Source organism: Jeongeupia naejangsanensis (assembly GCF_016865585.1).
Lineage (GTDB): Bacteria > Pseudomonadota > Gammaproteobacteria > Burkholderiales > Chitinibacteraceae > Jeongeupia > Jeongeupia naejangsanensis.
In genome coordinates, this window is sequence record NZ_JAESND010000010.1 from 1 (window position 1) to 25278 (window position 25278).

The 25278-nt window shown below is 61.0% G+C and carries 23 protein-coding genes and 1 tRNA gene; 7 read left to right on the top strand and 17 right to left on the bottom strand.

Translation table 11 applies throughout. The features are described 5' to 3' along the window. Positions 1-221: 221 nt before the first annotated feature. The 9 genes from JMJ54_RS16125 to rplU form a co-directional block, all read right to left on the bottom strand. Entirely contained in the window at positions 222-1373 is a 1152-nt protein-coding gene (locus JMJ54_RS16125) for a THUMP domain-containing class I SAM-dependent RNA methyltransferase (RefSeq protein ID WP_203539589.1), read from the bottom strand. A 2-nt stretch (positions 1374-1375) separates the two neighbouring features. Continuing rightward, positions 1376-4198, bottom strand: a complete 2823-nt coding sequence (locus JMJ54_RS16130) for an ATP-binding protein (RefSeq protein WP_203539590.1) — start codon at positions 4196-4198, stop codon at positions 1376-1378. Next, a complete protein-coding gene (locus JMJ54_RS16135) occupies positions 4198-4743 on the bottom strand; it encodes a GNAT family N-acetyltransferase (RefSeq protein WP_203539591.1) in 546 nt (181 codons plus the stop codon). Before JMJ54_RS16135 ends, JMJ54_RS16130 begins: the two co-directional genes overlap by 1 nt. Next, on the bottom strand, positions 4740-5426 hold the full coding sequence (locus JMJ54_RS16140) for a hypothetical protein (RefSeq protein WP_203539592.1): 687 nt from the start codon (positions 5424-5426) through the stop codon (positions 4740-4742). The genes JMJ54_RS16135 and JMJ54_RS16140 overlap by 4 nt, the downstream gene beginning before the upstream one ends. A gap of 2 nt (positions 5427-5428) precedes the next feature. Then, positions 5429-6694, bottom strand: coding sequence for a hypothetical protein (locus tag JMJ54_RS16145; protein WP_203539593.1), 1266 nt, complete (start codon positions 6692-6694; stop codon positions 5429-5431). 5 nt (positions 6695-6699) lie between these two features. Then, on the bottom strand, positions 6700-7560 hold the full coding sequence (locus JMJ54_RS16150; RefSeq protein WP_203539594.1) for a beta-1,6-N-acetylglucosaminyltransferase: 861 nt from the start codon (positions 7558-7560) through the stop codon (positions 6700-6702). A gap of 10 nt (positions 7561-7570) precedes the next feature. Next, positions 7571-8710: a GTPase ObgE gene (obgE, locus tag JMJ54_RS16155; protein ID WP_203539595.1), complete on the bottom strand. Its 1140-nt coding sequence runs from the start codon at positions 8708-8710 to the stop codon at positions 7571-7573. Positions 8711-8780: 70 nt separating this feature from the next. Further along, positions 8781-9053 (bottom strand): 50S ribosomal protein L27, encoded by a 273-nt coding sequence (gene rpmA / locus JMJ54_RS16160; protein ID WP_070529294.1) that lies wholly within the window; start codon positions 9051-9053, stop codon positions 8781-8783. Positions 9054-9070: 17 nt separating this feature from the next. Further along, positions 9071-9382 (bottom strand): 50S ribosomal protein L21, encoded by a 312-nt coding sequence (gene rplU / locus JMJ54_RS16165; protein ID WP_189461821.1) that lies wholly within the window; start codon positions 9380-9382, stop codon positions 9071-9073. 236 nt (positions 9383-9618) lie between these two features. On the opposite strand from rplU, the gene JMJ54_RS16170 reads away from it, so the two are divergent. The 3 genes from JMJ54_RS16170 (at position 9619) to JMJ54_RS16180 (ending at position 11222) form a co-directional block, all read left to right on the top strand. Continuing rightward, a complete protein-coding gene (locus JMJ54_RS16170; protein WP_203539748.1) occupies positions 9619-10548 on the top strand; it encodes a polyprenyl synthetase family protein in 930 nt (309 codons plus the stop codon). Between the two features lie 65 nt (positions 10549-10613). Beyond that, positions 10614-10690, top strand: a tRNA-Pro gene (locus JMJ54_RS16175). 205 nt (positions 10691-10895) lie between these two features. Then, positions 10896-11222 carry a DUF3135 domain-containing protein gene (locus JMJ54_RS16180; RefSeq protein WP_203539596.1) on the top strand — a complete coding sequence of 109 codons (327 nt, stop codon included), beginning with the start codon at positions 10896-10898 and terminating at the stop codon, positions 11220-11222. A 16-nt stretch (positions 11223-11238) separates the two neighbouring features. Here JMJ54_RS16180 and dinB read toward each other — a convergent pair whose 3' ends face one another. Further along, positions 11239-12297, bottom strand: coding sequence for a DNA polymerase IV (gene dinB / locus JMJ54_RS16185; protein ID WP_203539597.1), 1059 nt, complete (start codon positions 12295-12297; stop codon positions 11239-11241). 169 nt (positions 12298-12466) lie between these two features. Here dinB and leuS point away from each other — a divergent pair, with 169 nt between their 5' ends. The 4 genes from leuS to rng all read left to right on the top strand — a co-directional run bounded on the left by leuS (position 12467) and on the right by rng (position 18207). Next, entirely contained in the window at positions 12467-15094 is a 2628-nt protein-coding gene (gene leuS, locus JMJ54_RS16190) for a leucine--tRNA ligase (protein ID WP_203539598.1), read from the top strand. 43 nt (positions 15095-15137) lie between these two features. Then, on the top strand, positions 15138-15689 hold the full coding sequence (locus tag JMJ54_RS16195) for an LPS-assembly lipoprotein LptE (RefSeq protein ID WP_203539599.1): 552 nt from the start codon (positions 15138-15140) through the stop codon (positions 15687-15689). After that, the gene (holA, locus tag JMJ54_RS16200; RefSeq protein ID WP_203539600.1) at positions 15689-16693 is read left to right on the top strand and encodes a DNA polymerase III subunit delta; all 1005 of its coding nucleotides are present in this window, start codon (positions 15689-15691) and stop codon (positions 16691-16693) included. The genes JMJ54_RS16195 and holA overlap by 1 nt, the downstream gene beginning before the upstream one ends. 62 nt (positions 16694-16755) lie before the next feature. Beyond that, the gene (gene rng / locus JMJ54_RS16205; RefSeq protein ID WP_203539601.1) at positions 16756-18207 is read left to right on the top strand and encodes a ribonuclease G; all 1452 of its coding nucleotides are present in this window, start codon (positions 16756-16758) and stop codon (positions 18205-18207) included. A 36-nt stretch (positions 18208-18243) separates the two neighbouring features. On the opposite strand, the gene JMJ54_RS16210 is transcribed toward rng, so the two are convergent. The 7 genes from JMJ54_RS16210 to JMJ54_RS16240 form a co-directional block, all read right to left on the bottom strand. Further along, on the bottom strand, positions 18244-19350 hold the full coding sequence (locus JMJ54_RS16210) for an MraY family glycosyltransferase (protein ID WP_203539602.1): 1107 nt from the start codon (positions 19348-19350) through the stop codon (positions 18244-18246). A 139-nt stretch (positions 19351-19489) separates the two neighbouring features. Further along, complete coding sequence (locus JMJ54_RS16215) at positions 19490-19996, bottom strand: WbuC family cupin fold metalloprotein (protein ID WP_203539603.1); 507 nt, start codon at positions 19994-19996, stop codon at positions 19490-19492. Next, complete coding sequence (locus JMJ54_RS16220) at positions 19993-21183, bottom strand: glycosyltransferase family 4 protein (RefSeq protein WP_203539604.1); 1191 nt, start codon at positions 21181-21183, stop codon at positions 19993-19995. The genes JMJ54_RS16215 and JMJ54_RS16220 overlap by 4 nt, the downstream gene beginning before the upstream one ends. Positions 21184-21194: 11 nt before the next feature. Then, positions 21195-22325: a non-hydrolyzing UDP-N-acetylglucosamine 2-epimerase gene (wecB, locus tag JMJ54_RS16225; protein WP_203539605.1), complete on the bottom strand. Its 1131-nt coding sequence runs from the start codon at positions 22323-22325 to the stop codon at positions 21195-21197. A 2-nt stretch (positions 22326-22327) separates the two neighbouring features. Continuing rightward, positions 22328-23434 carry a UDP-2-acetamido-2,6-beta-L-arabino-hexul-4-ose reductase gene (gene wbjC / locus JMJ54_RS16230; protein ID WP_203539606.1) on the bottom strand — a complete coding sequence of 369 codons (1107 nt, stop codon included), beginning with the start codon at positions 23432-23434 and terminating at the stop codon, positions 22328-22330. A 3-nt stretch (positions 23435-23437) separates the two neighbouring features. After that, positions 23438-24466: a polysaccharide biosynthesis protein gene (locus tag JMJ54_RS16235; RefSeq protein WP_203539607.1), complete on the bottom strand. Its 1029-nt coding sequence runs from the start codon at positions 24464-24466 to the stop codon at positions 23438-23440. A 16-nt stretch (positions 24467-24482) separates the two neighbouring features. Next, positions 24483-25277, bottom strand: a complete 795-nt coding sequence (locus JMJ54_RS16240) for an AglZ/HisF2 family acetamidino modification protein (protein ID WP_203539608.1) — start codon at positions 25275-25277, stop codon at positions 24483-24485. Position 25278 lies beyond the last annotated feature (1 nt).

A 25278-nucleotide genomic window follows, 5' to 3' on the forward strand; every position in this document is an offset into this window, starting at 1 on the left:
GAAATCCGTCAGTTTTGCCCCAACCAGACAGGCCAAACCGGCCCGAACGCCGCTGCCGGTCCGTCAAACACCGGCAGATCCCGCTTCACCGCCCCCAAAACACCCAGGGCGGCCTGACGGCCGCCCTTGGTTCAACACCTATATATATGCAAAACATTCTCACGCTTCCGGATGCGACAACGCCACCCGAAGGTGGCGTTGTCGCTTTACATATATAGGCGTCAGTCGTGACCGCGGTTCCCACCGGCGATCATCTTGAACTCGAGCAACCGGCATTCGAGCGCACCGTTGAAGAGCGGCGTCTTCTTCGACGGCTTGAGCCGGATCGCCCTGGCCAGCGCCGGGTCGGCAGTGAAGAAGTAGGCGCGCCAGCCGGTGAAACGCTGCTTCAACACATTGCCCCACTCCGGATAGGCGGCGAGCAGCTTGTCCTGCTCGTCCAGACGGATGCCGTACGGCGGATTGGTCAGCAGCACGCCCTCGGCAGCCGGCGCCCTGGCGTCGAGCATGTTCAGCTGCTTGAGGCTGATCGCGCCGTCGAGCTTGGCGGCGACCAGATTGGCCTGTGCATGCGTCAGCGCCGTCGACGACACGTCGCTGCCACTGATCTGCAGCGGCTGCTCATTCCGCTCGGCATCCTTGGCCGCATTGCGCAGTGCCTGCCACGCTTTTTCGTCGTGCTGGCGCAGGTACTGGAATGCAAAGGTGCGGCGACTGCCCGGCGCAATATTGCGTGCTTTCAGTGCGGCCTCGATCAGGAACGTGCCCGAGCCGCACATCGGATCATACAAGGGCTCGTCGATCTGCCAGCCCGACAGCGCGAGGATGCCGGCGGCGAGGTTTTCGCGCAGCGGCGCTTCGACCGCTTCAACGCGATAGCCACGCTTGAACAGCGCTTCGCCCGAGGTATCCAGATAGATCGTTGCCGTCTTGTCGGTCAGGAACAGCTGGATGCGCATGTCCGGTTCCTGCGTGTCGACCGACGGCCGCGTACCGCCGACCTGACGGAAACGGTCGCAGATCGCGTCCTTGACCTTGAGCGCGGCGAGGTTGGTGCTGCGCAGCGGGCTCTTCACCGCCGTGACGCCGACCTTGATCGTATTGTCGACGGCGAACAGCGCCGGCCAGTCGATCTTCAGCGCCAGACGATAGAGATCGTCCTCGCGCACATAGGCGCGTTCGTCGAGCTTCCACAGGAAGCGGCTGGCGATGCGCGAATGCAGGTTGGCCTTCATCATCAGCAGCCAGCTGCCGCTGAACGACACGCCACCGTCGACCGCCGCGATCGTGCTTGCGCCCAGTTCACCGAGTTCGGTCGCCAGTACGGCTTCGAGACCGCGCGGGCAGGAGGCAAAGAATTGGAACAGTTGCACGGTCAGACTCCGGTTTCGGTGGCGCGCTCGCCGACACGGCGGCGCGTTTGCATGATCAGCGGCGCCCACGTCTGGCCCGGCTGCTTCTTGCGCGTGGTCAGCGTCAGTTCGGACGGGCCGTAGACATTGGTATTGTGCGTCAGCGGCGTGGTGATCAGGTACTGTGCCTGCGTCGCCTTGAGGAAGCCGCCGACGCGGTCGATGTTGAAGATGTCCAGATGCGCGAACGGTTCGTCGATGAAGACGAAGCCCGAGGTATTGGCGTCGTCCATCATCAGCCCGATCAGCAGGATCAGCGACTTCATCACCTGCTGGCCGCCCGACGCTTCGCCGTCGTTCAGCCCCATCATGCCCTTCTGGTCGAAGTTGAAGCGCGCGGTCAGGCCGGCTTGCGCCAGTACGGTGTCGTCGTTTTCCAGATGCGGCGTATCGAGTTCGACATCGATGCCGGCCAGCTCGCCCAGGCGTTTGACGTTGCGGCCGTAGGCGCGCACCGTCGCGCGCAGCTTGTTGATGTAGGCAGCACGCGCGTCGTCGGTCAGCTCGCGGGTGCGGGCGACATCGCGCCGGTGCTGGTCGGTATCGCGCTCGATGCCGGCGTAGTCGGCGGCGAGCTTGTCGCGGCGCGCCAGCACGGTGTCGTCGGTTTCCCAATCCTGGTTGTCGAGCGCGAAACGGATGCGGTCGATCTCGCGCTGCACGTCGCGCACCGAGTCGTACTGTGCCGCCAGACGGCGCAGATGCTCGGCGGCGACGTATTCGGCCGGCAGTTGCGTCCGCGCGGCACGCAAGCTGCGGATCTGCCGTTTGATGTCGTCGCGCTGCCGCGCCAGTTGTGCCGACAACTCGGCGATCTGCGCCTCGAGCGCTTCGCGCTGGCGACGCTGCGTCTCGAAGCTGATGCGCGATTCCTCGCGGCCATCGCGCAGCCCCTGCCACGCCGACTGTGCCGCTGCGAGCCGAGCACCGGCTTCCTGCAGCCGTGTCTGTTCGTCATGGAAGCGCGCAGCAGCAGCGGCGAACTCGTCCTGACGCGCCGCCAGCTGGACCACGGCCTGCATGCCCATCAATGCCTGCTGGATCTCGGTGATCTGCCGGGTCAGCGCAACCAGCTTGCCTTCGTCGGCAAGCATCTGCTCGTTCAGTTCGCGCAGCCGGCGACCCGTTTCGTTGCGCCGCGACTGGCGCGCGCCTTCGCCGAAGGCATAGTCGCCGCTGCGAACGCTGATGTCGCGCGCACCACGGCGTTCCTTGTGGAAAGCGTCACGGGTGATCCAGTCGCCGTCGAGTGTCTGGCCGTGGGCGACCGAATTGGCACGCTGGGTCCGGTTGAGCAGATTGGCCAGCCAGTCGGGCACATCGGCGTTGAAGTCGACGACCTCGAGCATGCTGCCCGTGCGTGCGCGCGGCACCGGCTCGCGGTCGGGCACGATGAAGTGGCGGTAGCGCAGCTTCTGGCCCAGCTCCCACGCACGCTGCCGGTCACCGGCCTTGTTGAGCAGAATGATGTGGCGCGACGGCGCCAGCATTGCCTCGACCGCCTCCTGCCATGCCGGATCACGCACTTCGACGATCTCGGTCAGCAACTGGTGACCGACACCGGCCTCGTCGAGCGCCGCGCGCATGTTGCGGACGAAGTCGGGCAGCATCGGCGCACGGCCCGACTGCAGCGCCGACTGGGTATCGTTGAGCTCGTCGCGCTCGGCGCGTGCCTGGCGCAGCGACTGGCGCAGCGCGGCTTCGTCGTCCTTGAGCACGGCGAGCCGGTCGTTGAGCTTGACCGCATCGGCACCATCCTCGGCCTCGGCCAGGCGGCGCAGCCGGTCGGCTTCCTGCAGCAGCTTTTCGGTATCGCGGGCGGCGTCGCGAGCGGCCTGGAACTCGGCGTAGGCGGCATCGTTCTCGGCCTGCGCGGCCTTTTCGCCGTCGCGGGAGCCGGCCAGACTCGTCTCCAGCTCGCGATAGCCGACATCGAGTGCGGCCAGCGCCTGCTGACGCTCGCGCAATACCCGCCGGGCACCGCGCCAGTCGTCGACGTTGCCGCGCAGCGCGCCCCATTGTTCGACATAACGCAGCGCCGGCATCACCCGGCTCTCGAGCCGGATGGCGTTGTCCTGCATCGTTCGCCATTCGAGGTGGTTGTTGGCGCGCAGCTTCAGCCGCTCGACATCGAGCCCCAGCTGGCTCGACTGCTGCTCCATCTTGCCAAGCTCGTCCTCGGCTTCGGACAGCCGCAGTTTGGCCTCGTGGTAGTGGTCGAGCACCTGCTTGTCGCCGAACACCTGGAACACCAGATCGAGCAGCGACTTCGGGCTGTATTCGCACAGCTTGTCGGTATCGCCCTGTTCGAGCGCCAGCACCTCGGCGATCGCCGGCGTCAGCCCGGCAGCTTCGAGCCGGCGACGGTATTCGTTGACGCCGATCCAGTTCAGCAACGATTCAGTGCCCGGCTGCAGTTCGATCCGGCCTTCGGCGATCGCATACTGGCGCACCCAGTCGCCGCCCTGCTTCTTGATCCGGCAAAAGAGCGTGATCTCGTCACTGGTGGCCGGGAAGAACAGCGTCGGGAACAGCCCCGACTCGCGGCGCGGATTGCTGACCACGCCACGCAGCCAAGCGACGTTTTCCTTGTTGTTGCGCACATAGCGCTTGTAGTCGCGCCGGCCCGAGCACTTGAGCGCCAGCATCGTCCGCAGCGCGTCGAGCAGGGTGGTCTTGCCCGAGCCGTTCGGCCCGACGACGGTGACGATCTGTGCATCCAGCGGCACCTTGATTGCCTGCCAGAAGTCCCAGTGGACCATTTCGAGTTCGCGAATCTGAAACATCAGTTTTCCTTGCGCACAACGGCCGGCTGCGGCGGCGTCTTCCGCTCGCTGCGCAGCAGGCCATAGATCAGCTGATCGACCGCCCGGCCGTCGATCAGATAGTGTTCCCGCAACACGCCTTCCTGCGTGAAGCCCAGCCGCGACCACAGAGCACACGACGCGGCATTGCCGGCCGACACCGTCGCCCAGAGACGCCGGTAGCCCGCGTCGAACAATTGGCCCGTCCAGACGTGCAACGCAGCAGCGGCGATACCGCGCCCGCGCCACGGCTCCGCGACGTGGACCGACAGCTCGGTGCTTTGCATCATCGACGAGCGCCGATGCGCGCCTACCAGCCCGACGACATCGCCGTCTACGCGGATGATGCGCAACAGCTCGCCCTCGTCATTCAGTGCGACCGGTCCGGCCGCCGTGGCCAGACGTTCCGCCAGCTGCGACCCGGTCAGGGCAGCAAACGGCATCACCGCTCGTGCCGACGCTTCGGCACGCAGGCCCGCCCAGAACGACGCATCGGCGGCGACAGGTTCGCGCAGCGAGACGTTCATTCGTCGCCGGTCTCGTCACCGGCGTCATCCGCCGGCTCGTCGACGGCAATGCGCGTGCCCGACAGCTTGAGCACCTCGGCCAGCGCGCCGTTGATGATGCGCGGCGCGAGCTTGCCGTAGTCGATCATCAGGTCGAGCAGCGGGCCTTCCTGGATCATCCGGTTACGGCGGACGACGAAGCCGAGCTTGGCGAGCTGGCCGAGGTTGGTCGCAAAGCGCATCTTGCCGCCAAGCTGGCGACCGAAGTCGGCATAGACCGCATCCTCGGGCACGCCGACCGAGACGTCGTCGCCGTGCGCGATCGGCTTCTCGGCGCCGAACATGTCGGTCTGGGTGTCACCGATTTCCTCGGCGCGCGAGATCTGCCGCTCGCGCTTGGGCAGGATGATCAGCGCCCAGACGACAACCAGCAGCGCGATCGCGTCACGCGGCAGGCCCATATTGTTCGACAGCCAGTTCTCGCCTTCGCCGAACACCCAGTCTTCCATCTCGGGCCGCAGTGCGACGGCGATGTGTTCGGCGTACGGGTTCTCCAGCAGCCGCAGGCCGACCTCGCCGAGCCGGTGCTCGAGGCTTTCGCGGAAGGTTTCGTCGACCAGGGCGCGGCGTGCCAGCGGATCGCGGCGCGGGATGAAACGGTGCGCCAGCAGGCGCGCGGTCAGAATATTGAGTGCTTGATCCATGACTACTCGCTACGCAGCGGCGTGAGCCGGCCGCGGGAAATGGTGGCCACTTCGGGGTGGTCGAGTTCGTCGACGCTGGCGTCGGTTTCAAGCCGCAGCGGCAGCTTGACCAGATCGGCGACGACGCTCTGCTCGAGCGCGGCGTCGGCGTCGCCGAGCAGCGCAAGCAGCGAAAGCCGGTAGGCGGTTTCCTGATAGCTGTCGGCGACCACCGACTCGGTCAGCGACGCCGGCAGCGCCTGACCGGCAAGTGCCGACAGTTCTTCGTACAGCGCCTCGGCCGCGAGCAGCCGCTCTGCTTCGAGTTCGCCGACAATCGGCGCGGCACTCGATGACGGCAGTTCGCTGACCACGTGCTCGGTACGCACCCGGCCGGTGATTTCGAACTCGGCGACGTCGAGCAGCTCGTCGCTGGTCGCGAACAAGGGTTCGGGATGGAAGGCCAGCAGCCCGTCTGCGAGTTCCGCCAGCGCGGTCTGACTCTGGCTGCGCAGCCAGTCGGCGACGTTGGTCGACGTCAGCCCGGATTCGCCGAGATGGACACGCTGCGCCGCGAGCTCGGACAGCCGGCGCTGGAACACGCCGGTCAGCCGCAGCATCCGGCTCTGTGCGTAGGCAATCGACTGGGCCAGATTGAGCGTCGGCAGGTCGAGCGTGTCGTCAGCCAGCAGATCGCGCATCACCTCGGTGCCCTTCTCGACCCAGCGCCAGACGCTTTCGAGCTTGTCGCGCGCGCTGCGGATGCGGAATTCGGATTGCGACTCGAGCGCAGCCTCGAAATCGGCGTACAGCTCGTTCAGACGCGCCAGCAGGTGCTGCAAGGCTTCGGCCGACACATCGCCGACAGCTTGGCCGGCGGCTACCTGACCGGTCAGGTAGCCGAGTTCGGCGTCCTCGCCGGCGAATTGCGTCAGCGTCGTCACTGCCGCCAGCGCGATCCGGCCCGGCTCGGACAAGGCATACAGCTGCGCGTCGCTGTCCCACACCAGCAGGTCGTTCTGGCGCAGGCGCGCAAGCACGGTCTCCAGCTTGATCGGGTTCAGGTAGGCGAAGTGCGATTGCAGTTCCTGCGGCGTCCAGCGCGGTGCGTTGGCGCGGGCGCCGATTTCGCGCAGTACCAGCAAGCGCACCAGCACTTCGTCCTCGCCGCCGCGAAACAGCGTGATAAAGGCATTGAGCACCGGCCGGGCACGCATCAACCCGGCCAGCGGGCCGAGGTCGGCGGGCACGAAGCCGGGGGCAAAGAAGTCGTCGAGCGTCGATTCCATCGGATCTAGATCATCGTGGCGCGCGCATTCAGCGCGGCGTCGAGTTGGGTGGTCAGCACGCCATCGCTGGCGAACTTGCGCGCGAACAGCGCATCGCTGGCCAGCAGCGCCGGCAGGTCGGCGCCGGTCAGTGTCGCCGGCGACCAAGCACCGGGCGTCCAGACCAGATGCCGCAGCGGATCACGGCCCAGCTGCGACGCATAGCCGGAGTGCATCAGCACGGTCTGGATGAACATTTCGTCGGGCACCAGCGTACTGCGAAAGAAGTCGATCGCCTTAGGGTAATCGTCACAGAAGCGCAGCACCGCATCGGCAGCGTCGTGACGCAGACACCACCATTGCGACCCGGCCCAGACCGCCGTCAGCGGCGCCGGCAGCCGGCGGCGCAGGCCGGTGCGGTTCAGCCCGCGCTGCAGCTTCTGCAGCAGGCGACCGGCCGGGCGGCCGTTCAGTGCTTCGGGATGCCAGGCCTGCCAGCGGTAGCGGACGTCGAATTCGGCTTCGGAACGCAGGTCGAGATGACCGGCTGCGCCGCCCTGCGAGAGTCGCGCGACGATCCCGGCGTGCGACTTGATCGGGTAGTCGGCGCCCGACAGCAACACCAGCCAGTCGCAACCGTCCGCGCGCGCGGCGCGCATCAGGCCCAGTGTCGCGGCGACCAGAGAAAACCCCCCCCAGCGGCAGCGATGGCGGATGATGAAGACCGTGTCGGCGGGTACCGAGGCCTGCATTGCGGCGAACACGTCGGCCGGCGTATTGGCGTCGACGTGGACGTAGACGCGCACGCCCGGCGCCATCAGCCGGCCGACCAGCCGCGCCAGCTGCGCCGGCGCGGTATGGGCAAGGATCAGGTACGCCAACCGCATGGCGGGCGGGTCAGTCCTCGTCGCCGTCGAAGGCGTCGAGCGCACCGGCTTCGGACTGGGTCAGCGCCGGTTCGGGCGTCGGCTCGAGCGGCACTTCGCTCGGGCGCACCGCGTCGAGGTAATCCATGATCGCGTAGGTCAGTTCGCGGGTGTTCTCGCCGGTCAGGCCGGAGATCGTGAACACGCGCAGCGCCTGCGGATCGAACACGTACTCGTTCTCCGGCGCCTTCCAGCCATAGGCGGCGAGGAAGTCGGCGACGCGCTGTTCGCGCTCGTCTTCCGGAACCATGTCGAGCTTGTTCAGCACCAGCCAGCGCGGCTTGTTGTACAGGTCTTCGTCGTACTTGCGCAGTTCCTCGACGATGGCCTTGGCCTCGGCGACCGGGTCGACGTTCTCGTCGAACGGTGCCAGATCGACCAGATGCAGCAGCACGCGGGTGCGCGCCAGATGCTTGAGGAAGCGGTGACCGAGGCCTGCGCCTTCGGCCGCGCCCTCGATCAGCCCCGGAATGTCGGCGATCACGAAGCTGCGGTTTTCGTCGATGCGCACGACGCCGAGGTTCGGATGCAGCGTGGTGAACGGATAGTCGGCGATCTTCGGCCGCGCAGCAGAAACACTGGCGATGAAGGTCGACTTGCCGGCATTGGGCATGCCCAGCAGGCCGACATCGGCGAGCACCTTCAGCTCAAGCTTCAGCTCGCGACGCTCGCCTTCTTCGCCCGAGGTGGTCTGGCGCGGCGCACGGTTGATCGACGACTTGAAATGGATGTTGCCCCAGCCGCCCTTGCCGCCCTTGGCGAGACAGATGCGCTCGCCATCGTGCGTCAGGTCGGCGACGGTTTCGCCGGTTTCCGAATCGACGATCAGCGTGCCGACCGGGAAGCGCAACACCACGTCGTCGCCGGCCGCGCCGTAGCAATCGGCGCCGCGGCCGGACTCACCGTCGCGCGCCTTGTATTTCTTGACGAAGCGGTAATCGACGAGGGTGTTGATGTTCTGGTCGGCGACCGCCCAGATCGTGCCGCCCTTGCCGCCGTCACCGCCGTCGGGACCGCCGCGCGGAATGAATTTCTCCCGGCGCATGCTCGCCGAGCCCTTGCCGCCCTTGCCGGCGATGACTTCGATTCTTGCTTCGTCAATGAATTTCATAATGCCCTGTCCAGAAGCGAAAAAAGCCCTATCCCGCAGGATAGGGCTTTATGACCGCGAGTAGCGAAGCTTACGCTTCTTCGCCGGTGTACGGCAGCACGGTCACGGTGCGACGCTTTGCGGCGCCCTTGATCGCGTACTTGACGTAGCCGTCAACGAGGGCGAACAAGGTGTGATCCTTGCCGATGCCGACGTTTTCGCCCGGGTGGAATTCGGTACCGCGCTGACGCACGATGATCGAACCTGCCGGAATCAGCTCGCCGCCATACACTTTGATGCCAAGGCGTTTCGCCTGGGAGTCGCGGCCGTTACGTGAACTACCGCCAGCTTTTTTGTGTGCCATGGTTAATCAGCTCCTGATTACGCGTCGATCGAATCGATGCGGATTTCGGTGTAGTTCTGGCGATGGCCCTGACGCTTCTGGTAGTGCTTACGACGGCGCATCTTGAAGATGCGGACCTTGTCGTGACGACCTTGCGAAATGACCGTTGCCTTGATGGCAGCGCCGGCAACCACAGGGGTACCGATCGTCACTGCATCACCGTTTGCCACCATCAATACTTCATTCAGTACGATCTGGCTGTCGATGTCTGCAGCAATCTGTTCTACTTTAAGTTTTTCGCCGACGGTAACTTTGTACTGCTTACCACCGGTTTTTACGACTGCATACATTTAACAAGCTCCAAAGAGTTTGCGCTCAAAAAAACGCCCTGCCCGAAGACAAAACGCTCCCCATCCATTACGGGGAACCCGGGATCATAGCGACAACTTGCTGGAGAGTCAACAACTTAGCGCGAACCGGACGGCATGGCCCGCCTTTCGTGCTAAGATCGCGGGCTTCATGGAATAGACGGCAGGACGAGACCAGCGTGTCGCTCGCGTTCGTACAATCGGTCATCGGTGCAGAAATGCAGGCGGTCGACCACCTTATCCGGCAACGGCTCCACTCCGATGTCGCCCTGGTCAGCCAGGTCGCCGAATACATCGTCGCCTCCGGCGGCAAGCGCCTGCGGCCGATGATCGTGCTGCTGTCGGCACGGGCACTCGGCTATACCGGCGAACACCACCGCGAACTCGCCGCGGTCATCGAATTCATCCACACCGCCACGCTGCTTCACGACGATGTCGTCGACGAATCGGCACTCCGCCGCGGCCGTGACACCGCCAACGCCCTGTTCGGCAACGCCGCATCGGTACTGGTGGGCGACTTCCTCTACAGCCGCGCATTCCAGATGATGGTCGGCTGCGGCTCGATGCGGGTGATGGAAACACTGGCCGACGCCACCAACGTCATCGCCGAGGGCGAGGTCCTGCAACTGATGAACATCGGCAACGTCGACCTCGACGAAGCCGGCTACGTTCGCGTCATCCAGTACAAGACCGCCAAGCTGTTCGAAGCCGCCGCCCGCCTCGGCGCCATCCTCACCGACGCCGACGCAACCACCGAAGACCGGCTTGCCCGCTACGGCATGCATCTGGGTACCGCCTTCCAGATCATCGACGATGTGCTCGACTATTCGGGCAAGCAGGACGAGATCGGCAAGAGCCTCGGCGACGACCTGGCCGAAGGCAAGGCAACACTGCCGCTGATCTACGCGATGCGCAACGGCTCGCCCGAGCAGGCCGACGCGGTTCGCCAGGCACTGACCCAGGCCGACCGCTCGCGACTGCCGCAGGTGCTTGCCGCCGTCCACGCCACCGGCGCGCTCGACTATGCCCGCGACATCGCCCAGCGTGAAGCCGGCCTGGCCCAGGAACTGATCGCCGACCTGCCCGACAGCGATGACCGCCGCGCGCTCGAAGTACTGGCCGAACTGGCCGTTGCACGGAATAGCTGACGTTTTTTTCGAAAGCGCTTGACAGCCCAATAGGGGCTTACCATAATGGCGCTCTCTTTCGAGATCGGGGTGTAGCTTAGCCTGGTAGAGCGCTACGTTCGGGACGTAGAGGCCGGAGGTTCGAATCCTCTCACCCCGACCAGAATCTCAGAAAAACCGCACAGTTCGCTGTGCGGTTTTTTGTTTTCCGGCCCTCCCCTCGCATACCGGAGCCGACGCACGGCGTGCTTTTGCTGCTTACACTGGAATCGTCAGTGGCCGGCGAACAGAACCGGACAGCCAAGCCGACCTTGCAGAGTCGCCTCGCACCGCCACATAACCGGCCCCATCCGGCCCGGAGGTGCATCATGGCGCACGTCGACCTACCCGATTTCGATACCCTGGCCGCGCTGTACCGCCAGGACCCCGGCGCATTCGAAGCGCTGCGCAGCAATCTGCTGCATCAAGCACTCGACGACGTCGAAGCGCCACGCCGGCAGCGAATCGAAGCCCTGCTGAACCGGATCGAGCTGCACCGCCGGCGCGCAAAAAACCCGCTTCACGCCACCGTCATCGCCCACGAGATGATGTGGACCTCCTTCCTGACGATGAACTACGTGCTGCACCACGGCGAGCGGCCGCACCAGCCCGGCGCGACCCTGCTGCAGTTCCGCCCCCGCGCACAGCTGCACTGATCCAGCCCGACGACACTCAGCCCCACAGGTCCGGCTGCCCGGATGCCGGCGGCGCATCACCCAGACGCACGCCGACACCGAGCAGCCGCACCGGCTTCGCACCACGCAACCATCCCTGCTGCAGCAAAGCGGCAAAGGTGGCCAGAGTGGGCGCCCCCGGGCCTTCGACCGTGGTCTGACTGAAGTCGTGGAACTTGATCTTGACCACCGGCTTGGCACGCTCGGCAGCAACGTCGCTTCGCGAGAGGCGCGCGGCAAAATCGTCGACCAGTTCCGGCAGCGCTGCCAGACAGGCATCAAGGTCGGCGAGGTCGTGCGCATAGGTCTGCTCGACCGACAACGATTTGCGCGTTCGCGCACTCACCACCGATCGCGCATCGATACCGCGGCATTGCTGATGCAGTGATACGCCCATCTTGCCGAAGTCGCGGACCAGCCGTGCAAGCGGCCAGCCCTGCAGATCGGCACACGTTTCCACCCCCATTCGCGCCAGGCGCGCGGCCGTTGCCTTACCCACCCCCCAGAGCTTGCCGACCGGCAACGACGGCATGAAGGCCTCGATCTCGCCGGGCGTGATCACGAACTGGCCATCGGGCTTGTGCCAGTCACTGGCGATCTTGGCGAGCAGCTTGTTCGGCGCGATGCCGGCACTGGCGGTGATGCCGACCTCGGATGCGATGCGCGCACGAATCTCCCGCGCCATCAGGGTTGCGCTGCCACGGCAATGCGGCAGGCCGGTGACGTCCAGATAAGCCTCGTCGAGCGAGAGTGGCTCGATCCGCTCGGTGTAGTCGCGAAAAATCGCGTGAATCGCCCTGGACGCATCGCGATAGCGCAGGAAATCGGCCGGCATCAGCACCAGCCCGGGACAGCGCTGCAGCGCGGTACGTGTCGACATGGCCGAACGAACCCCGAAACGGCGTGCCGGATAATTGCACGTCGCAATCACGCCCCGACGCTCCGCGGCACCGCCAATGGCCAGTGGCACGTCGCGCAGCGACGGGTTGTCGCGCATCTCCACGGCAGCATAAAAGCAGTCGCAATCGATATGAATGATCTTGCGCTCGGCAGCCACCCGCTTCGCTCGCCCACGAAAATGATCCCAACCAGCATTGTACGATCGTTCTATAAAAATGGGCAGTACGGCGCCATGTGGCACATTGACGCCCGAGGCCGCGTCCGCAGCCAGACCCGCATGGCTTATAATCTGCGGTTTATCTCATTCGTCCTTCCGAGTATCCGGCATGCACGAGCACTACTCCCCGGCCCAGATCGAGGCCGCAGCCCAGCAACAGTGGGAAAAGAACCAGGTTTTCCAGGCAGTGGAAGACGCGTCGAAGCCCAAGTACTACGCGTGCTCGATGCTGCCCTATCCGTCGGGCAAGCTGCACATGGGCCATGTGCGCAACTACACGATCAACGACATGCTGGCGCGCCAGCTGCGGATGCGCGGCTTCAACGTGCTGATGCCGATGGGCTGGGACGCCTTCGGCCTGCCGGCCGAGAACGCGGCGATCGCCTACAAGAAATCGCCGGCCGAATGGACCTACGCCAACATCGCCGACATGAAGTCGCAGATGCAGCCGCTGGGTCTGGCATTCGACTGGTCGCGCGAGATCGCCACCTGCGATCCGGACTACTACAAGTGGAACCAGTGGTTCTTCCTGAAGATGCTGGAAACCGGCGTCGCGTACAAGAAGACCCAGATCGTCAACTGGGACCCGGTCGACCAGACCGTGCTGGCCAACGAACAGGTGGTCGACGGCCGCGGCTGGCGCTCGGGCGCGGTGGTCGAAAAGCGCGAGATTCCGGGTTACTACTTCGGCATCACCCAGTACGCCGATGAACTGCTCGACGACATCGACCAGCTGGAAGGCTGGCCCGACATGGTGCGCGCCATGCAGCGCAACTGGATCGGCAAGTCCGAGGGCGTGCGATTCGCCTTCGACCATGACGTCAAGGACGCCGACGGCGCGCCGATCAACGACGGCAAGCTGTGGGTGTTCACCACCCGTGCCGACACCATCATGGGCGTGACCTTCTGCGCCATCGCCGCCGAACACCCGCTGGCGACACGCGCAGCCGAACTGAATCCGGCGCTGCTGCCCTTCATCGACGAATGCAAGCACGGCGGCACCACAGAAGCCGAGCTGGCGACGCAGGACAAGAAGGGCGTGTCGACCGGCCTGTTCGTCACGCATCCGCTGACCGGGGCGCAACTCGAAGTCTGGATCGGCAACTACGTGCTGATGGGCTACGGCGACGGCGCGGTGATGGCCGTACCGGGGCACGACGAGCGCGACTTCGCCTTCGCCCACAAGTACGGCCTGCCGATCAAGCAGGTCGTCGCCGTCGACGGCGAAACCTACTCGGCCGACAACTGGGCCGAGTGGTACGGCGACAAGGTACGCGGCGTGATGATCAACTCCGGCAAGTACGACAGCCTTGGCTACAAGGCGGCGGTCGACGCCGTCGCCGCCGATCTGGCCAGCAAGGACGCCGGCGAGAAGAAAACCACCTGGCGTCTGCGCGACTGGGGCATTTCGCGCCAGCGTTACTGGGGCACGCCGATCCCGATCATCCACTGCCCGTGCTGCGGCGATGTGCCGGTGCCGTACGAGGATCTGCCGGTGGTGTTGCCGACCGACTGCATTCCGGACGGTTCGGGCAATCCGCTCAAGCACCGCGAGGACTTCCTCAACGTTGCCTGCCCGAAGTGCGGCGAAGCGGCGCAGCGCGAAACCGACACGATGGACACCTTCGTCGATTCGAGCTGGTACTTCATGCGCTATTGCGATCCGAAGAACGGCGAAGCGATGGTCGGCGAAGGCACCAAGTACTGGATGGGCGCCGGTTCCGACGGGGCCTCCGGCATGGACCAGTACATCGGCGGGATCGAACACGCCGTGCTGCACCTGCTGTACGCGCGCTTCTGGACCAAGGCAATGCGCGACGCCGGCCTGATCAAGTTCGGCGAACCGTTCAAGAATCTGTTCACCCAGGGCATGCTGCTGCGCGACTGCTATTACCGCGAGGTTGAAGGCGGCAAGAAGCGCTGGTTCTATCCGTCCGAAGTCGACGTCCAGCATGACGACAAGGGCCGTCCGGTCTCGGCGATTGCGAAGGAAGACGGCCAGCCGGTGGTGATGGGCGGCATCGAGAAGATGTCGAAATCGAAGAACAACGTCGTCGAACCGAAAGACATCATCGAGCAGTATGGCGCCGACACCGCGCGGCTGTTCACGATGTTCGCCGGCCCGCCCGACCAGAGCGCGGCATGGTCCGACAGCGGCGTCGAAGGCGCTTACCGCTACCTGCGCAGGCTGTGGGCGTTCGGCTTCAAGCATGCCGAAACGATCCGCACCGCCGGCCCGTTGCCGACCGAGCTGGCCAAGACCGATGCGGCACTGCGCTTCGAGATCCACAGTACGCTCAAGCAGATCGATGCCGACTTCGAACGGCTGCAGTACAACACCGTCGTTTCCGGCGTAATGAAGCTGCTGAACGCGCTCGAGGCCTACAAGGGCGACAACGCCGCCGTACTGCGCGAATCGTTCGGCATCCTGCTGCGGGCAATCTACCCGGCCGCACCGCACATCGCCCACCAGCTGTGGCGCGAACTCGGTTACGGCGACGAGATTGCCGACGCCAGCTGGCCGACCCCGGCGGCCGATGCGCTGACCCAGGACGAAATCAAGCTGATGGTCCAGGTCAACGGCAAGCTGCGCGGCGAGGTCCTTGTCGCCAAGGATGCGCCGAAGGACACGATCGAAGCTGCGGCACTGGCACTGGAAGGCGTGCAAAAATTCCTCGAAGGCGCGCCGAAGAAAATCATCATCGTCCCGGGCCGGCTCGTCAACATCGTCGCCTGACCGTACGCCGGGCCCGGCCCGGCGTACTCCAACGGAGTATGCAATGCGTTACCTGCTGATCGTCGCCACCCTGTTGCTCACCGCCTGCGGTTTCCACCTACGCGGCCAGGGCACCGGGGCAGCCTTCCCGTTCACCACGGCGACCGTCAGCGGCGGCGGCGGCACGGCCAACGCATTGCGCGAGTACCTGTCGGTCCTGCCCGATGTGAAACTGCTCGACAAACCGGGCCCGGACACGCCACAAATCGATGTTGTCAGCGAGGGCGACAATCAGAAGGTCCTGACCGTCAACAGTTCCGGCCGCGTCAGCGAATACCGTGTCTACTACACCGTGCGCTTCCGCGTCCGCCAGGGTGACAACTATCTGATCGACGACGGCAAGGTCCAGCTGTTCCGCGATTACACCTACGACGAGAACAACCCGCTTGGCGAAGATGCCGAGAAAGCGCAACTGGTCGAAGGAATGCAGCGCGACGCCAGCCAGAACATCCTGCGCCGAATCACCGCCGCCGCACGCAATGCGGAGAAGATCAAGGCCAATCCGCCGCCGCCGAAGCTGTCGCCCACAGAGCAGATGATCAAGTCGCTGCAGTAATGCGTAGCGAACAGCTCACGCGGCAGCTGGCCAGCAGACTGGCGCCGCTGTACACCATCCACGGCGACGAGGCCTTTCTCGCCCAGGAGGCGGCGCAAGCGGTGCGCGATGCCGCGCGTACCGCCGGCCACTCGGAGCGCGAGGTACTGACGGTCGAAGCCGGCTTCAGCTGGAGCCGGCTGGCCTTGCTCGGGAATTCGTTTTCGCTGTTTGCCGACAAAAAGCTGATCGAGCTGCGCATCCCCACCGGGAAGCCCGGCGTCGAGGGCGCAAAGGCGATCGAGGCGTACTGCAAGGACTTGCCGCCCGACACGGTCACCCTGGTCCAGCTGCCAAAGCTGGATCGCGCCGGACAAAACGCCAAATGGTTCCAGGCGCTGGCCACCCATGGCGATATCGTCGAAGCCAAGGCCATCGACCGAAGCGCACTGCCTGGCTGGATGCGCGAACGCTTTGGTGCACAGGGTCAGTCCCTGGCACTCGATGCCCTCGACTTCCTCGCCGACCGCGTGGAAGGCAATCTGTTTGCCGCACATCAGGAAATCCTCAAACTGGGGCTGCTCTACCCGCAAGGCGAAATCACCCTGGCCATGCTGACGCAGACGGTGACCGATGTCGCCCGTTATGACGTATTCCAGCTTGGCGAAACCCTGCTCGGCGGCGACGCTGCCCGTTTCTGCCGGATGCTCGACGGCCTCAAGGCCGAGGGCGAAGCACCGCACCTGATACTCTGGGCCATGGGCGAGGAGATCCGCGCGTTGTACCGGATCGGCCAAGGCCGCGCGCGCGGCACACCGATGCCGCAGCTGTTCAAGGAAAACCGGATCTGGGGCAACAAGCAGCGACTGATCGACGACGCGCTGGCACGCGTCGGCGGCCACCGCCTGCGCGACGGTCTTGCACAGGCCGCGCGGATCGACAGGCTGATCAAGGGCATCGGCGACGGCGATGCTTGGGACGAACTGCAACGGCTCGGTCTGGCGATCATGGGACGGACCCGCTGATCGCCGCGTAAACGGGGTTTCTGTTAAGCTCGACGCCCCAGTTTCAGACCCGCATGCCCTCGATGAAAGAAGAAATTCTCGTCAACGTCACCCCGCAGGAAACCCGCGTCGCCACGATCGAGGACGGCATCGTCCAGGACATCCATATCGAGCGCAGCGCGCACCTCGGTTTGGTCGGCAACATCTATCTCGGCATGGTCAAACGGGTTCTGCCGGGCATGCAATCGGCCTTCGTCGAAATCGGTCTCGAACGCGCCGCGTTCCTGCACATTGCCGATGTTATCGAACAGCGACAGAGTCCGAACGAGACCTTCCGGATCGAAAAACTGGTCCACGAAGGCCAGCCGCTGATGGTGCAGGTGATCAAGGACCCCATCGGCACCAAGGGTGCGAGGTTATCGACGCAGATCAGCATCGCCGGCCGCTTTCTCGTTTTCCTGCCACAGGAACACCATATCGGCATCAGTCAGCGGATCGAGAACGGCGACGAACGCGAACAACTGCGCGAACGGCTGAACAAGCTGCTACCGAAAGAACACCATGGCTACATCATCCGCACCAGCGCCGATCACGCCACGGACGACGAACTCAAGGCGGACATCGACTACCTTGACCTGATCTGGGCCGACATCCTGCAGAAGTCGCAGAAGCTGCCGGCCAAATCGCTGCTGTTCCAGGATCTGTCGCTGCAACTGCGGGCACTACGCGACATGGTCAATGCCGATACCGAAGCCGTGCTGGTCGACAGCCGCGAAAACTACCTGAAGATGGCCGAATTCGCCGGCCGCTTCGTCGCCGACGTCGCCCCCCGCGTCCAGCACTACAGCGGCGAACGGCCGCTGTTCGAACTTTACGGCATCGAAGCCGAAATCGAGCGAGCACTGAGCCGGCGCGTCAACCTCAAGTTCGGTGGCTACCTGATCATCGACCAGACCGAAGCGATGACGACGATCGACGTCAACACCGGCGGTTTCGTCGGCACGCGCAATTTCGACGACACCATCTTCAAGACCAACCTCGAAGCCACCCATGTCATCGCCCGGCAACTGCGGCTACGCAACCTCGGCGGCATCATCATCGTCGACTTCATCGACATGGACAACGAAGAGCACCAGACCGCGGTGCTCGACGAACTGAAAAAAGCGCTGGCGCGCGACCGCACCAAGATCACCGTCTCGACCTTCACCAGTCTCGGCCTGATCGAAATCACCCGCAAACGCACCCGTGAATCGCTGGCGCACGTGCTGTGCGAGCCCTGCCCGACCTGTCAAGGTCGCGGCGAAATCAAAACCGCCGAATCAGTTTGCTATGAAATTCTGCGCGAGATTTTGCGTGAGGAGCGTCAGTTCTCAGCACGAGAATACAGGATTCTCGCATCTCAAACGGTGATCGACCGCTTCCTCGACGAAGAATCGACAAATTTGGCGATGCTGGCCGACTTCATTAAGAAACCGATTTATCTACAGGTCGAGACGGCATACTCGCAAGAACAGTTTGACGTCGTGCTCGTTTGATATTTTGAAAATAAAAAAGCGGCCTTAGCCGCCTTTTTATTTCTTGTCCGACGTTTTACGCACCAGCAACCAGCGCGGCGCGTTGAACTTAACCAAGCGCCGATAAAGCACGATATACAAGACAGCGAAGATCAGAACAAAAATTTGCAACATCAAGCGGTTATCCCAGAACAACACCGCCGGCAAAACGGCAAACGAGCAAAGCAACCAAAGGTACGGTGACGTCATCGCATTGCGGGCGGTTTTTTCCCCTGCATGCTTACTGCCGACAGCCCAGCGCACGAGTCGCTTGTAAATCAATTGATGCATATGCGCAGCATCAGGCATACCCGCTGACGTTCCACGTAAAATCATCCGCCGATAGATCGAAAACAGCGTTTCGAATACTGGGTACATCACGACCAGTAGAGGGAACCACGGAGAAACCTCTGGATGGCGCGCGACGAGCAATACAGAAAGCTCAGCGATCATGAAACCGATCAGATAAGCGCCACCGTCCCCAAGAAAAATCAAGCCGCGCGGATAGTTCCAGACAAAGAAGCCTAGAATGCCGCCCATCATCGCCAGCGCGGCCTTCCAGATCAATGGATCGCCAAGTTGGAACCCAACGTAGCCCAACGCAGCAAGCATCATGATCGACACCATGCTGGCCAAGCCGTTGTAGCCATCAATAATATTGACGGCGTTCACCACACCACCGACGGCGACCATGGTAAAAATCAAAGCAACGATCCAGAAACTCATGGCGCTATCCAGCAATGGGATATCCAGGCGGTTGATGCCCGCCTTGAGCAACCAGAACCCCAATGCCGCAGCCAGCATCGTCAAGGCCAAACGCGCCAGTACGCCGACCCGCTTGGTGCAATCCTCCACCAGCCCGCCGATAAAGGCAGGGGAAGCCGCTATTAGCAGCAGGCCAAACGGTTTGAACTCGCTTGGGGTCTTGTAGCCAAGCCAGAGCAGACAAGCCAGCATTGCGCAAACAACGCCGACACCGCCGACACGAGGAACCACGGTTGAATGGAACTTCTGAATCCCTATCAGATCATGATCCGCCGTGAGATGAGAGTGTAAATGCTGGTACCGGATGATAAGCAATGTTATCACCAATGAAACTAAAAATGCCAAGACAAATATCTGCATATCAATGCGTCAGCTCTTCATAGGTCAACGTCAAGCTCTAGAAAATCCAGTCATCACTCCCAATTCAGGGTGAGTCCGAAAACACAAAGCTTTAAGAAAAATACAAAGGAAACATTTAGCCAAAACTACCCAATGGCCCTCACCAAGAAGAACGCGAAATAACCTGCTCCATTAGCATGGAATGATAGTCTAGTCCAGCTGCCGTCTGCTCCTCTGGAGCCCATGGCGCAGCTTCTTTAGCAGCATCAGGATTAAATGGGCCTGCCTTCAATTCAAGCAATACCGATCCATCCACCAAAGCAACTACAGTGTGCCATGTATCAGGAGATATATTAACACCGACCCCCACATCCAATGAGGCCGCAAACTTCTCCGAACCAAACTTGACCACCGCCTGAATAAGGCCTTCATCATCAAAGGTGATCAAGGCAAAAACCCCCATTACGGCAATTAACGTTTCATCCTTAGGATCGAGACTATGCCGATGTGGGCGAATATAGCTATCAACACCAACAGCGTTAAAGAACCGCTGACAAGGATCCTCGTAATCCACGTGGATATTTTGATGCTGTCGCCGCCGAGGAGCTCGCTCTCCCTTTTTTACCAGCGACACCAAATATTCTGGCGAAAAACTCTGCACGATCATGATCGCAATGCTGCCACAATCTGCCGAACCGCTGTACTTGGAGCAAAAACCCTATCTGCCAATTGCTTACAGCGAGGAGAAAAACCTGAATCGGAATCCAGCTCTTCAATTAGTTGCTCAGCATTGCTTCGCAAGATATCCATGGAATCACTCGTACAAACCCGACCAACCCTCGCAGAACGAATAAGATCGACAATATCATTTCCGGCATTCACCGACGCAAGAACCGGCAGCCCAGACTGCATGTATGACAAGAACTTGCCGGGAATATTGTGCGTCTTATGACGAGGATCTAAAGCGACCAGCCCAACATGGCATTGAGAATACAGACCTGGTATTTCATCCGGCTCAATCTCATCAAAGAACAGAACATTATTCAGACCACGTTCTTGAGCGTCTAGTCTAAGCCGCTTGGCATCACTTCCACGCCCTACAAAAACAAATCCAACATCTGACCTATTCTGCAATAGGCAAGCCAAGTTCAGCAAGACATCCATCCCCTGCGCAACGCCCATATTTCCCGCATAGACAAATATCTTCCTGCCAGCCAGCTTCGTGTCACGGACTGAAATACGGCACCCACAAACCAGAGAATCCGCCAGCCAATTTTGCAAAACCTCAAGACGTCTGCTATACCGGCTCAACCAACTGGAGAAATATACACTATTACCTTGCGTCTGAATTCCGATCACATCCGCCGCCGCGTACTGATACTTGGCAACCGTCTTAAAGAATAGATATGGCAGTCCTCGACCCATCAAACCCATATCAACGGCCCACTCCGGAAAAATATCTCGAATAACAAGATAACTCCGGCATTTGTTTGCAGTCTTTAGAAACTTGGCAATTGGCCCCAAGAATATCGTGGGCGAATACCAAACCACCCCCTCCCACGCTTCATTTTTCAACGGACTCTGCTTCAATTGGTGGCGCATATAAAATGGCATAAGCAATTCACCAATCGTCCGACGAATGTAGCCAACGTCTTTGGTTTTTGGCGTTCTGACGCGCATCACCCGCACACCATTCCAACTCTCAATCGTCCATGGCTCGGACAAATCAGGCGATGCCACCAAAACGGTTATATCATGACCCTGCCTTACAAATTCGATTGAAAGGTCTCTAAGCTGGACGGCCCCGGAAGAACGAAGCGGCGGATACACGTCCGTAATTAACACCAAACGCATCGCATCTGGCCTCAATATTTTTTCCAAACAACCCGATTCACATAATCGGTATAACTATGAATGATGCGAACCACCTTATCCGCGACATTTGGCATGCTGTAATCAGCGACCTGACGCAATAGCCGCGGACCGCTTTTGGGTTGATGATCCAAAATAGACAAGCACTGCATAATCCGGCCAACCTCCAATCCCGTCATCATCACCGCAGCCTCCTCCATACCTTCTGGTCGCTCATGTGCTTCGCGGAGGTTCAGCGCCGGGAAGTTGAGGATGGACGACTCTTCATTGATCGTGCCGCTGTCCGACAGCACCGCTTTGGCTGAGAGCTGCAGCTTGTTGTAGTCAGTAAAGCCGAGCGGCTTGAGCAGTCGAACGAGCGGGTGAAACTTGGCGCCCGCGGCATCGATGCGCCTTTGCGTACGCGGATGCGTAGATACGATAACCGGTAGCTGGTATTGCTCAGCGACGCCATTCAGTACCTCGACAAGCTTGCCGAAATTCTGCTCGGAATCGATATTCTCTTCGCGATGGGCGCTGACAACGAAAAAGTGCTCGGCCTCAAGGCTCAGTCTCGAGAGCACATCCGAAGCGTCGATGGCCGGCCGGAAATGGGACAGCACCTCGAACATTGGACTGCCGGTCTTGATGACCATGTCGGGCGGCAGGCCTTCGCGCAGCAGGTACTCCCTGGCAATGTCGCTATATGTCAAATTGATATCAGCTGTATGGTCGACAATCCGGCGATTGATTTCCTCAGGAACCCGCATATCGAAGCAGCGGTTGCCCGCCTCCATATGAAAGGTGGGGATTTTGCGCCGCTTGGCCGGCAATACCGACATACAGCTGTTGGTATCACCCAACACCAGCATCGCGTCGGGTTTTTCCTCCATCAGCACTTGATCTACTGCGATAATCACCTTGCCGATCGTTTCCGCCCCACTGGCCCCCGCGGCATTCAAGAAGTGATCGGGCTTGCGAATCCCCAGATCATCGAAAAAAATCTCATTGAGTTCGTAGTCGTAATTCTGGCCTGTGTGAACGAGCACGTGTTCACAATGCTCATCGAGGCGCGCCAGCACGCGCGACAACCGGATAATCTCCGGCCGCGTTCCCACTACGGTCATTACTTTCAATTTCTTCATTCTCAAACCTTGCTAGCAATCGTATCGGGATGTTCCCGATCAAAAATCTCGTTGGCCCAGAGCATAACAACCATCTCGTCGTCGCCGATGTTCGTTATGTCGTGCGTCCATCCCGGCACCGTTTCGACGATCTGCGGCTTGCTTCCGGATGTTTCTAGATAATAGACCTCGTCAGTCAGCATATGCCGGAAACCAAAGCGGGCTCTACCCTTGATCACCAGAAATTTCTCGGTCTTGGAGTGGTGATAGTGCCCTCCTCGCGTCACACCCGGGTGGGCAGTAAAGAACGAAAACTGCCCGGCATCAGGGGTTTTGAGCATCTCGACGAAAACGCCCCGTGCATCGCCGTAAGCTGGCACATCGTAGGCAAATTTTTCTTTTGGTAGGTAGCTCACATATGTCGCGTAAAGCGCGCGGGTCAAACCTGCACCCACCCTTTCCGAAATAAGCGTAGAACGACAATTCTTGAACGCGGCAATCTGTCCCGCCAATTCACCTAGCGTAACACCGTATTCAGGAGCGACCTCATCATGTCGAACCCCGGGCTGCGGTGACTCAAGCGCGCACAAGAACGAGTAGAGTACGTCATCGACATAAACCAGCCGGATTGCCCGATCCGGATCGTTGATCTGGATCGGCAAATCATTGGCGATGTTGTGACAGAACGTCGCAACGACCGAGTTGTAGTTGGGCTTGCACCACTTTCCGAACACCCCGGGCAAGCGGTAGATCATTACCGAGTTGCCATTTGCTTCTGCGAGCTCGGCCACCACGCGCTCCGCAGCCAATTTGCTGCGGCCATAAGGATTGTCCAGTTCGGCCTGCGCCGACGACGCTAGAATGAGCGGCGCCCGATTTCCAGACCCCCGAAGCGCTTCGCACAATCGCTGGGTCAGAGCAACATTGACCTCTTCAAAGGCCTCTGGCGACGGCGGCCTGTTTTCTCCGGCGAGATGAATGACTGCGTCCGCTGCGCGAACGACCTCCAACAATTGCTCATCAGAGTCCCCACGAGCAAATTCGAGAACTTCAATATCGCTGTGCTCCTGCAAGCGCAGGACGAGATTCTTCCCGACGAAACCCCGGCTACCGGTTACCAGCACCCTCATCGCTTACTCCTCGGGCTGCGCGTGCTCGCCACCAGCAATCGCTTGCATGAAGCGCAACTTCATCAGCAACTGCTGCATGCCCAGAACGTCAAGCCGCGTCGTATTGTGGGAGTTGTAATCGACGGCTTCGGAGATTTTCACCTCCCCCTGCTCGACGAACTTGCCATAGTTCAAATCGCGCAAATCTGGCGGAACGCGGTAGTAGCCGCCAAGATCCTGAGCCGCAACCATTTCTTCACGGCTCAGCAAAACTTCATAGAGCTTTTCACCGTGCCGAGTGCCGATGACATTGATTGGATGGGTTGGCACCTCGAGCAACCCCGTCAACGCTCGGGCCAAGGTTTCGATGGTCGCAGCAGGCGCCTTTTGCACGAAAATGTCGCCCGCATTGCCATGCTCGAACGCATACAGCACCAGGTCCACGGCATCGTCGAGCGTCATCATGAACCGCGTCATATGCGGATCAGTGAGAGTCAGTGCCTTACCTGCGCGGATCTGATCGACGAATAGCGGGATCACCGACCCACGCGAAGCCATCACATTGCCATAACGGGTAGCGCAGATTACGGTCGAGCTACTGCTTCTGGACTTGGCAACGACGACCTTCTCCATCATTGCTTTGGATATGCCCATCGCGTTGATTGGATAGACCGCCTTGTCGGTGCTCAGACATACAACGCGTTTTACGCCGCATGTGATGGCCGCTTCGAGTACGTTCTCAGTACCGAAAACATTGGTTTTCACGGCTTCGAGTGGGTGAAATTCACACGACGGCACCTGCTTCAAGGCTGCGGCATGGTAGATAAAATCGGCACCGCGCACAGCGTTCAATACCGATTGATAATCGCGCACGTCTCCGATATAGAATTTCAGCTTCGGATCGTTGTACTTCTTCCGCATGTCGTCTTGCTTTTTTTCATCACGACTCAGAATGCGAATTTCACGCAGATCAGAATTTAGAAACCGTCGAAGAACCGCATTTCCAAACGAGCCAGTCCCACCAGTGATCAACAATACCTTGTCGGAAAACATCACAGTCCTTTCCAAATCAATTCTTCGTAAATTGAAGTGCACGGCGACAAATTTCGTCTTTTTGTGCAGACGACGGATAGTTGATTAGTACCGCACGATATTTGCCTTTGAACACAAACAGGCTACCTGCCGCTGCACCTACTATCCCGCAGGTACCAACAAGTTCACCGATATCTTCCAGCGAACCTGCGCCGCCTAAAAAAGTCATCGGCACCCTTAATGCCTCGCGCATTTTTCGTGCAAGTTCCAGATCATATCCCTTCATTTCGCCATCTCGGTCCACCACGTTGATAACGATTTCACCGGCACCAGCCTCTTGTAGGCGCACCGCGAGTTCAACGGGGTCCACCTTATGTGCCTGGCGTGCATTGTGAGTACAGACTTCATAACCCTTGGCGAAGAGTCCGCTACGCTTGCGGACATCTACCACTGCCACAACGGACTGTCTTCCAATCGCGGTGGCGATCCCCCCCAAAAGTGCGGGATTCGCGATTGCCGCCGAACTAATCGCCACTTTCTCGACACCCAAATCGATGATCCGGACAGCCTGCTCTGCGCTCGTGACCCCACCACCGTAACAAAGTGGCATTCGGCACTCTTCGGCCAGCTTTGCGATGAGGCTGTAGTTCGGCCCCACTCCGTGCACAGTCGCATCAATGTCCAACACGATGAGTTCGTCAGACTCCTTTTCGTTGAAAATCTTCACCGCGTTGATCGGATCACCAACGTATTTGGGCGATTTGAAACCCTGCGTTTTTACCAATCCACCCTGGTGAACCAGTAAGCAGGGAATAATGCGTGGACGCAGCATG

What these genes read in the sequence shown, in the direction of transcription:
- wecB (WP_203539605.1), bottom strand. Translation starts at nt 22,325, where the DNA reads ATGAAGAAATTGAAAGTAATGACCGTAGTGGGAACGCGGCCGGAGATT.
- JMJ54_RS16145 (WP_203539593.1), bottom strand. Translation starts at nt 6,694, where the DNA reads ATGGAATCGACGCTCGACGACTTCTTTGCCCCCGGCTTCGTGCCCGCC.
- rplU (WP_189461821.1), bottom strand. Translation starts at nt 9,382, where the DNA reads ATGTATGCAGTCGTAAAAACCGGTGGTAAGCAGTACAAAGTTACCGTC.
- rpmA (WP_070529294.1), bottom strand. Translation starts at nt 9,053, where the DNA reads ATGGCACACAAAAAAGCTGGCGGTAGTTCACGTAACGGCCGCGACTCC.
- leuS (WP_203539598.1), top strand. Translation starts at nt 12,467, where the DNA reads ATGCACGAGCACTACTCCCCGGCCCAGATCGAGGCCGCAGCCCAGCAA.
- JMJ54_RS16150 (WP_203539594.1), bottom strand. Translation starts at nt 7,560, where the DNA reads ATGCGGTTGGCGTACCTGATCCTTGCCCATACCGCGCCGGCGCAGCTG.
- JMJ54_RS16240 (WP_203539608.1), bottom strand. Translation starts at nt 25,277, where the DNA reads ATGCTGCGTCCACGCATTATTCCCTGCTTACTGGTTCACCAGGGTGGA.
- JMJ54_RS16235 (WP_203539607.1), bottom strand. Translation starts at nt 24,466, where the DNA reads ATGTTTTCCGACAAGGTATTGTTGATCACTGGTGGGACTGGCTCGTTT.
- JMJ54_RS16170 (WP_203539748.1), top strand. Translation starts at nt 9,619, where the DNA reads ATGCAGGCGGTCGACCACCTTATCCGGCAACGGCTCCACTCCGATGTC.
- JMJ54_RS16210 (WP_203539602.1), bottom strand. Translation starts at nt 19,350, where the DNA reads ATGCAGATATTTGTCTTGGCATTTTTAGTTTCATTGGTGATAACATTG.
- JMJ54_RS16130 (WP_203539590.1), bottom strand. Translation starts at nt 4,198, where the DNA reads ATGTTTCAGATTCGCGAACTCGAAATGGTCCACTGGGACTTCTGGCAG.
- rng (WP_203539601.1), top strand. Translation starts at nt 16,756, where the DNA reads ATGAAAGAAGAAATTCTCGTCAACGTCACCCCGCAGGAAACCCGCGTC.
- holA (WP_203539600.1), top strand. Translation starts at nt 15,689, where the DNA reads ATGCGTAGCGAACAGCTCACGCGGCAGCTGGCCAGCAGACTGGCGCCG.
- JMJ54_RS16135 (WP_203539591.1), bottom strand. Translation starts at nt 4,743, where the DNA reads ATGAACGTCTCGCTGCGCGAACCTGTCGCCGCCGATGCGTCGTTCTGG.
- JMJ54_RS16195 (WP_203539599.1), top strand. Translation starts at nt 15,138, where the DNA reads ATGCGTTACCTGCTGATCGTCGCCACCCTGTTGCTCACCGCCTGCGGT.
- wbjC (WP_203539606.1), bottom strand. Translation starts at nt 23,434, where the DNA reads ATGAGGGTGCTGGTAACCGGTAGCCGGGGTTTCGTCGGGAAGAATCTC.
- JMJ54_RS16215 (WP_203539603.1), bottom strand. Translation starts at nt 19,996, where the DNA reads ATGATCGTGCAGAGTTTTTCGCCAGAATATTTGGTGTCGCTGGTAAAA.
- JMJ54_RS16140 (WP_203539592.1), bottom strand. Translation starts at nt 5,426, where the DNA reads ATGGATCAAGCACTCAATATTCTGACCGCGCGCCTGCTGGCGCACCGT.
- obgE (WP_203539595.1), bottom strand. Translation starts at nt 8,710, where the DNA reads ATGAAATTCATTGACGAAGCAAGAATCGAAGTCATCGCCGGCAAGGGC.
- JMJ54_RS16180 (WP_203539596.1), top strand. Translation starts at nt 10,896, where the DNA reads ATGGCGCACGTCGACCTACCCGATTTCGATACCCTGGCCGCGCTGTAC.
- JMJ54_RS16220 (WP_203539604.1), bottom strand. Translation starts at nt 21,183, where the DNA reads ATGCGTTTGGTGTTAATTACGGACGTGTATCCGCCGCTTCGTTCTTCC.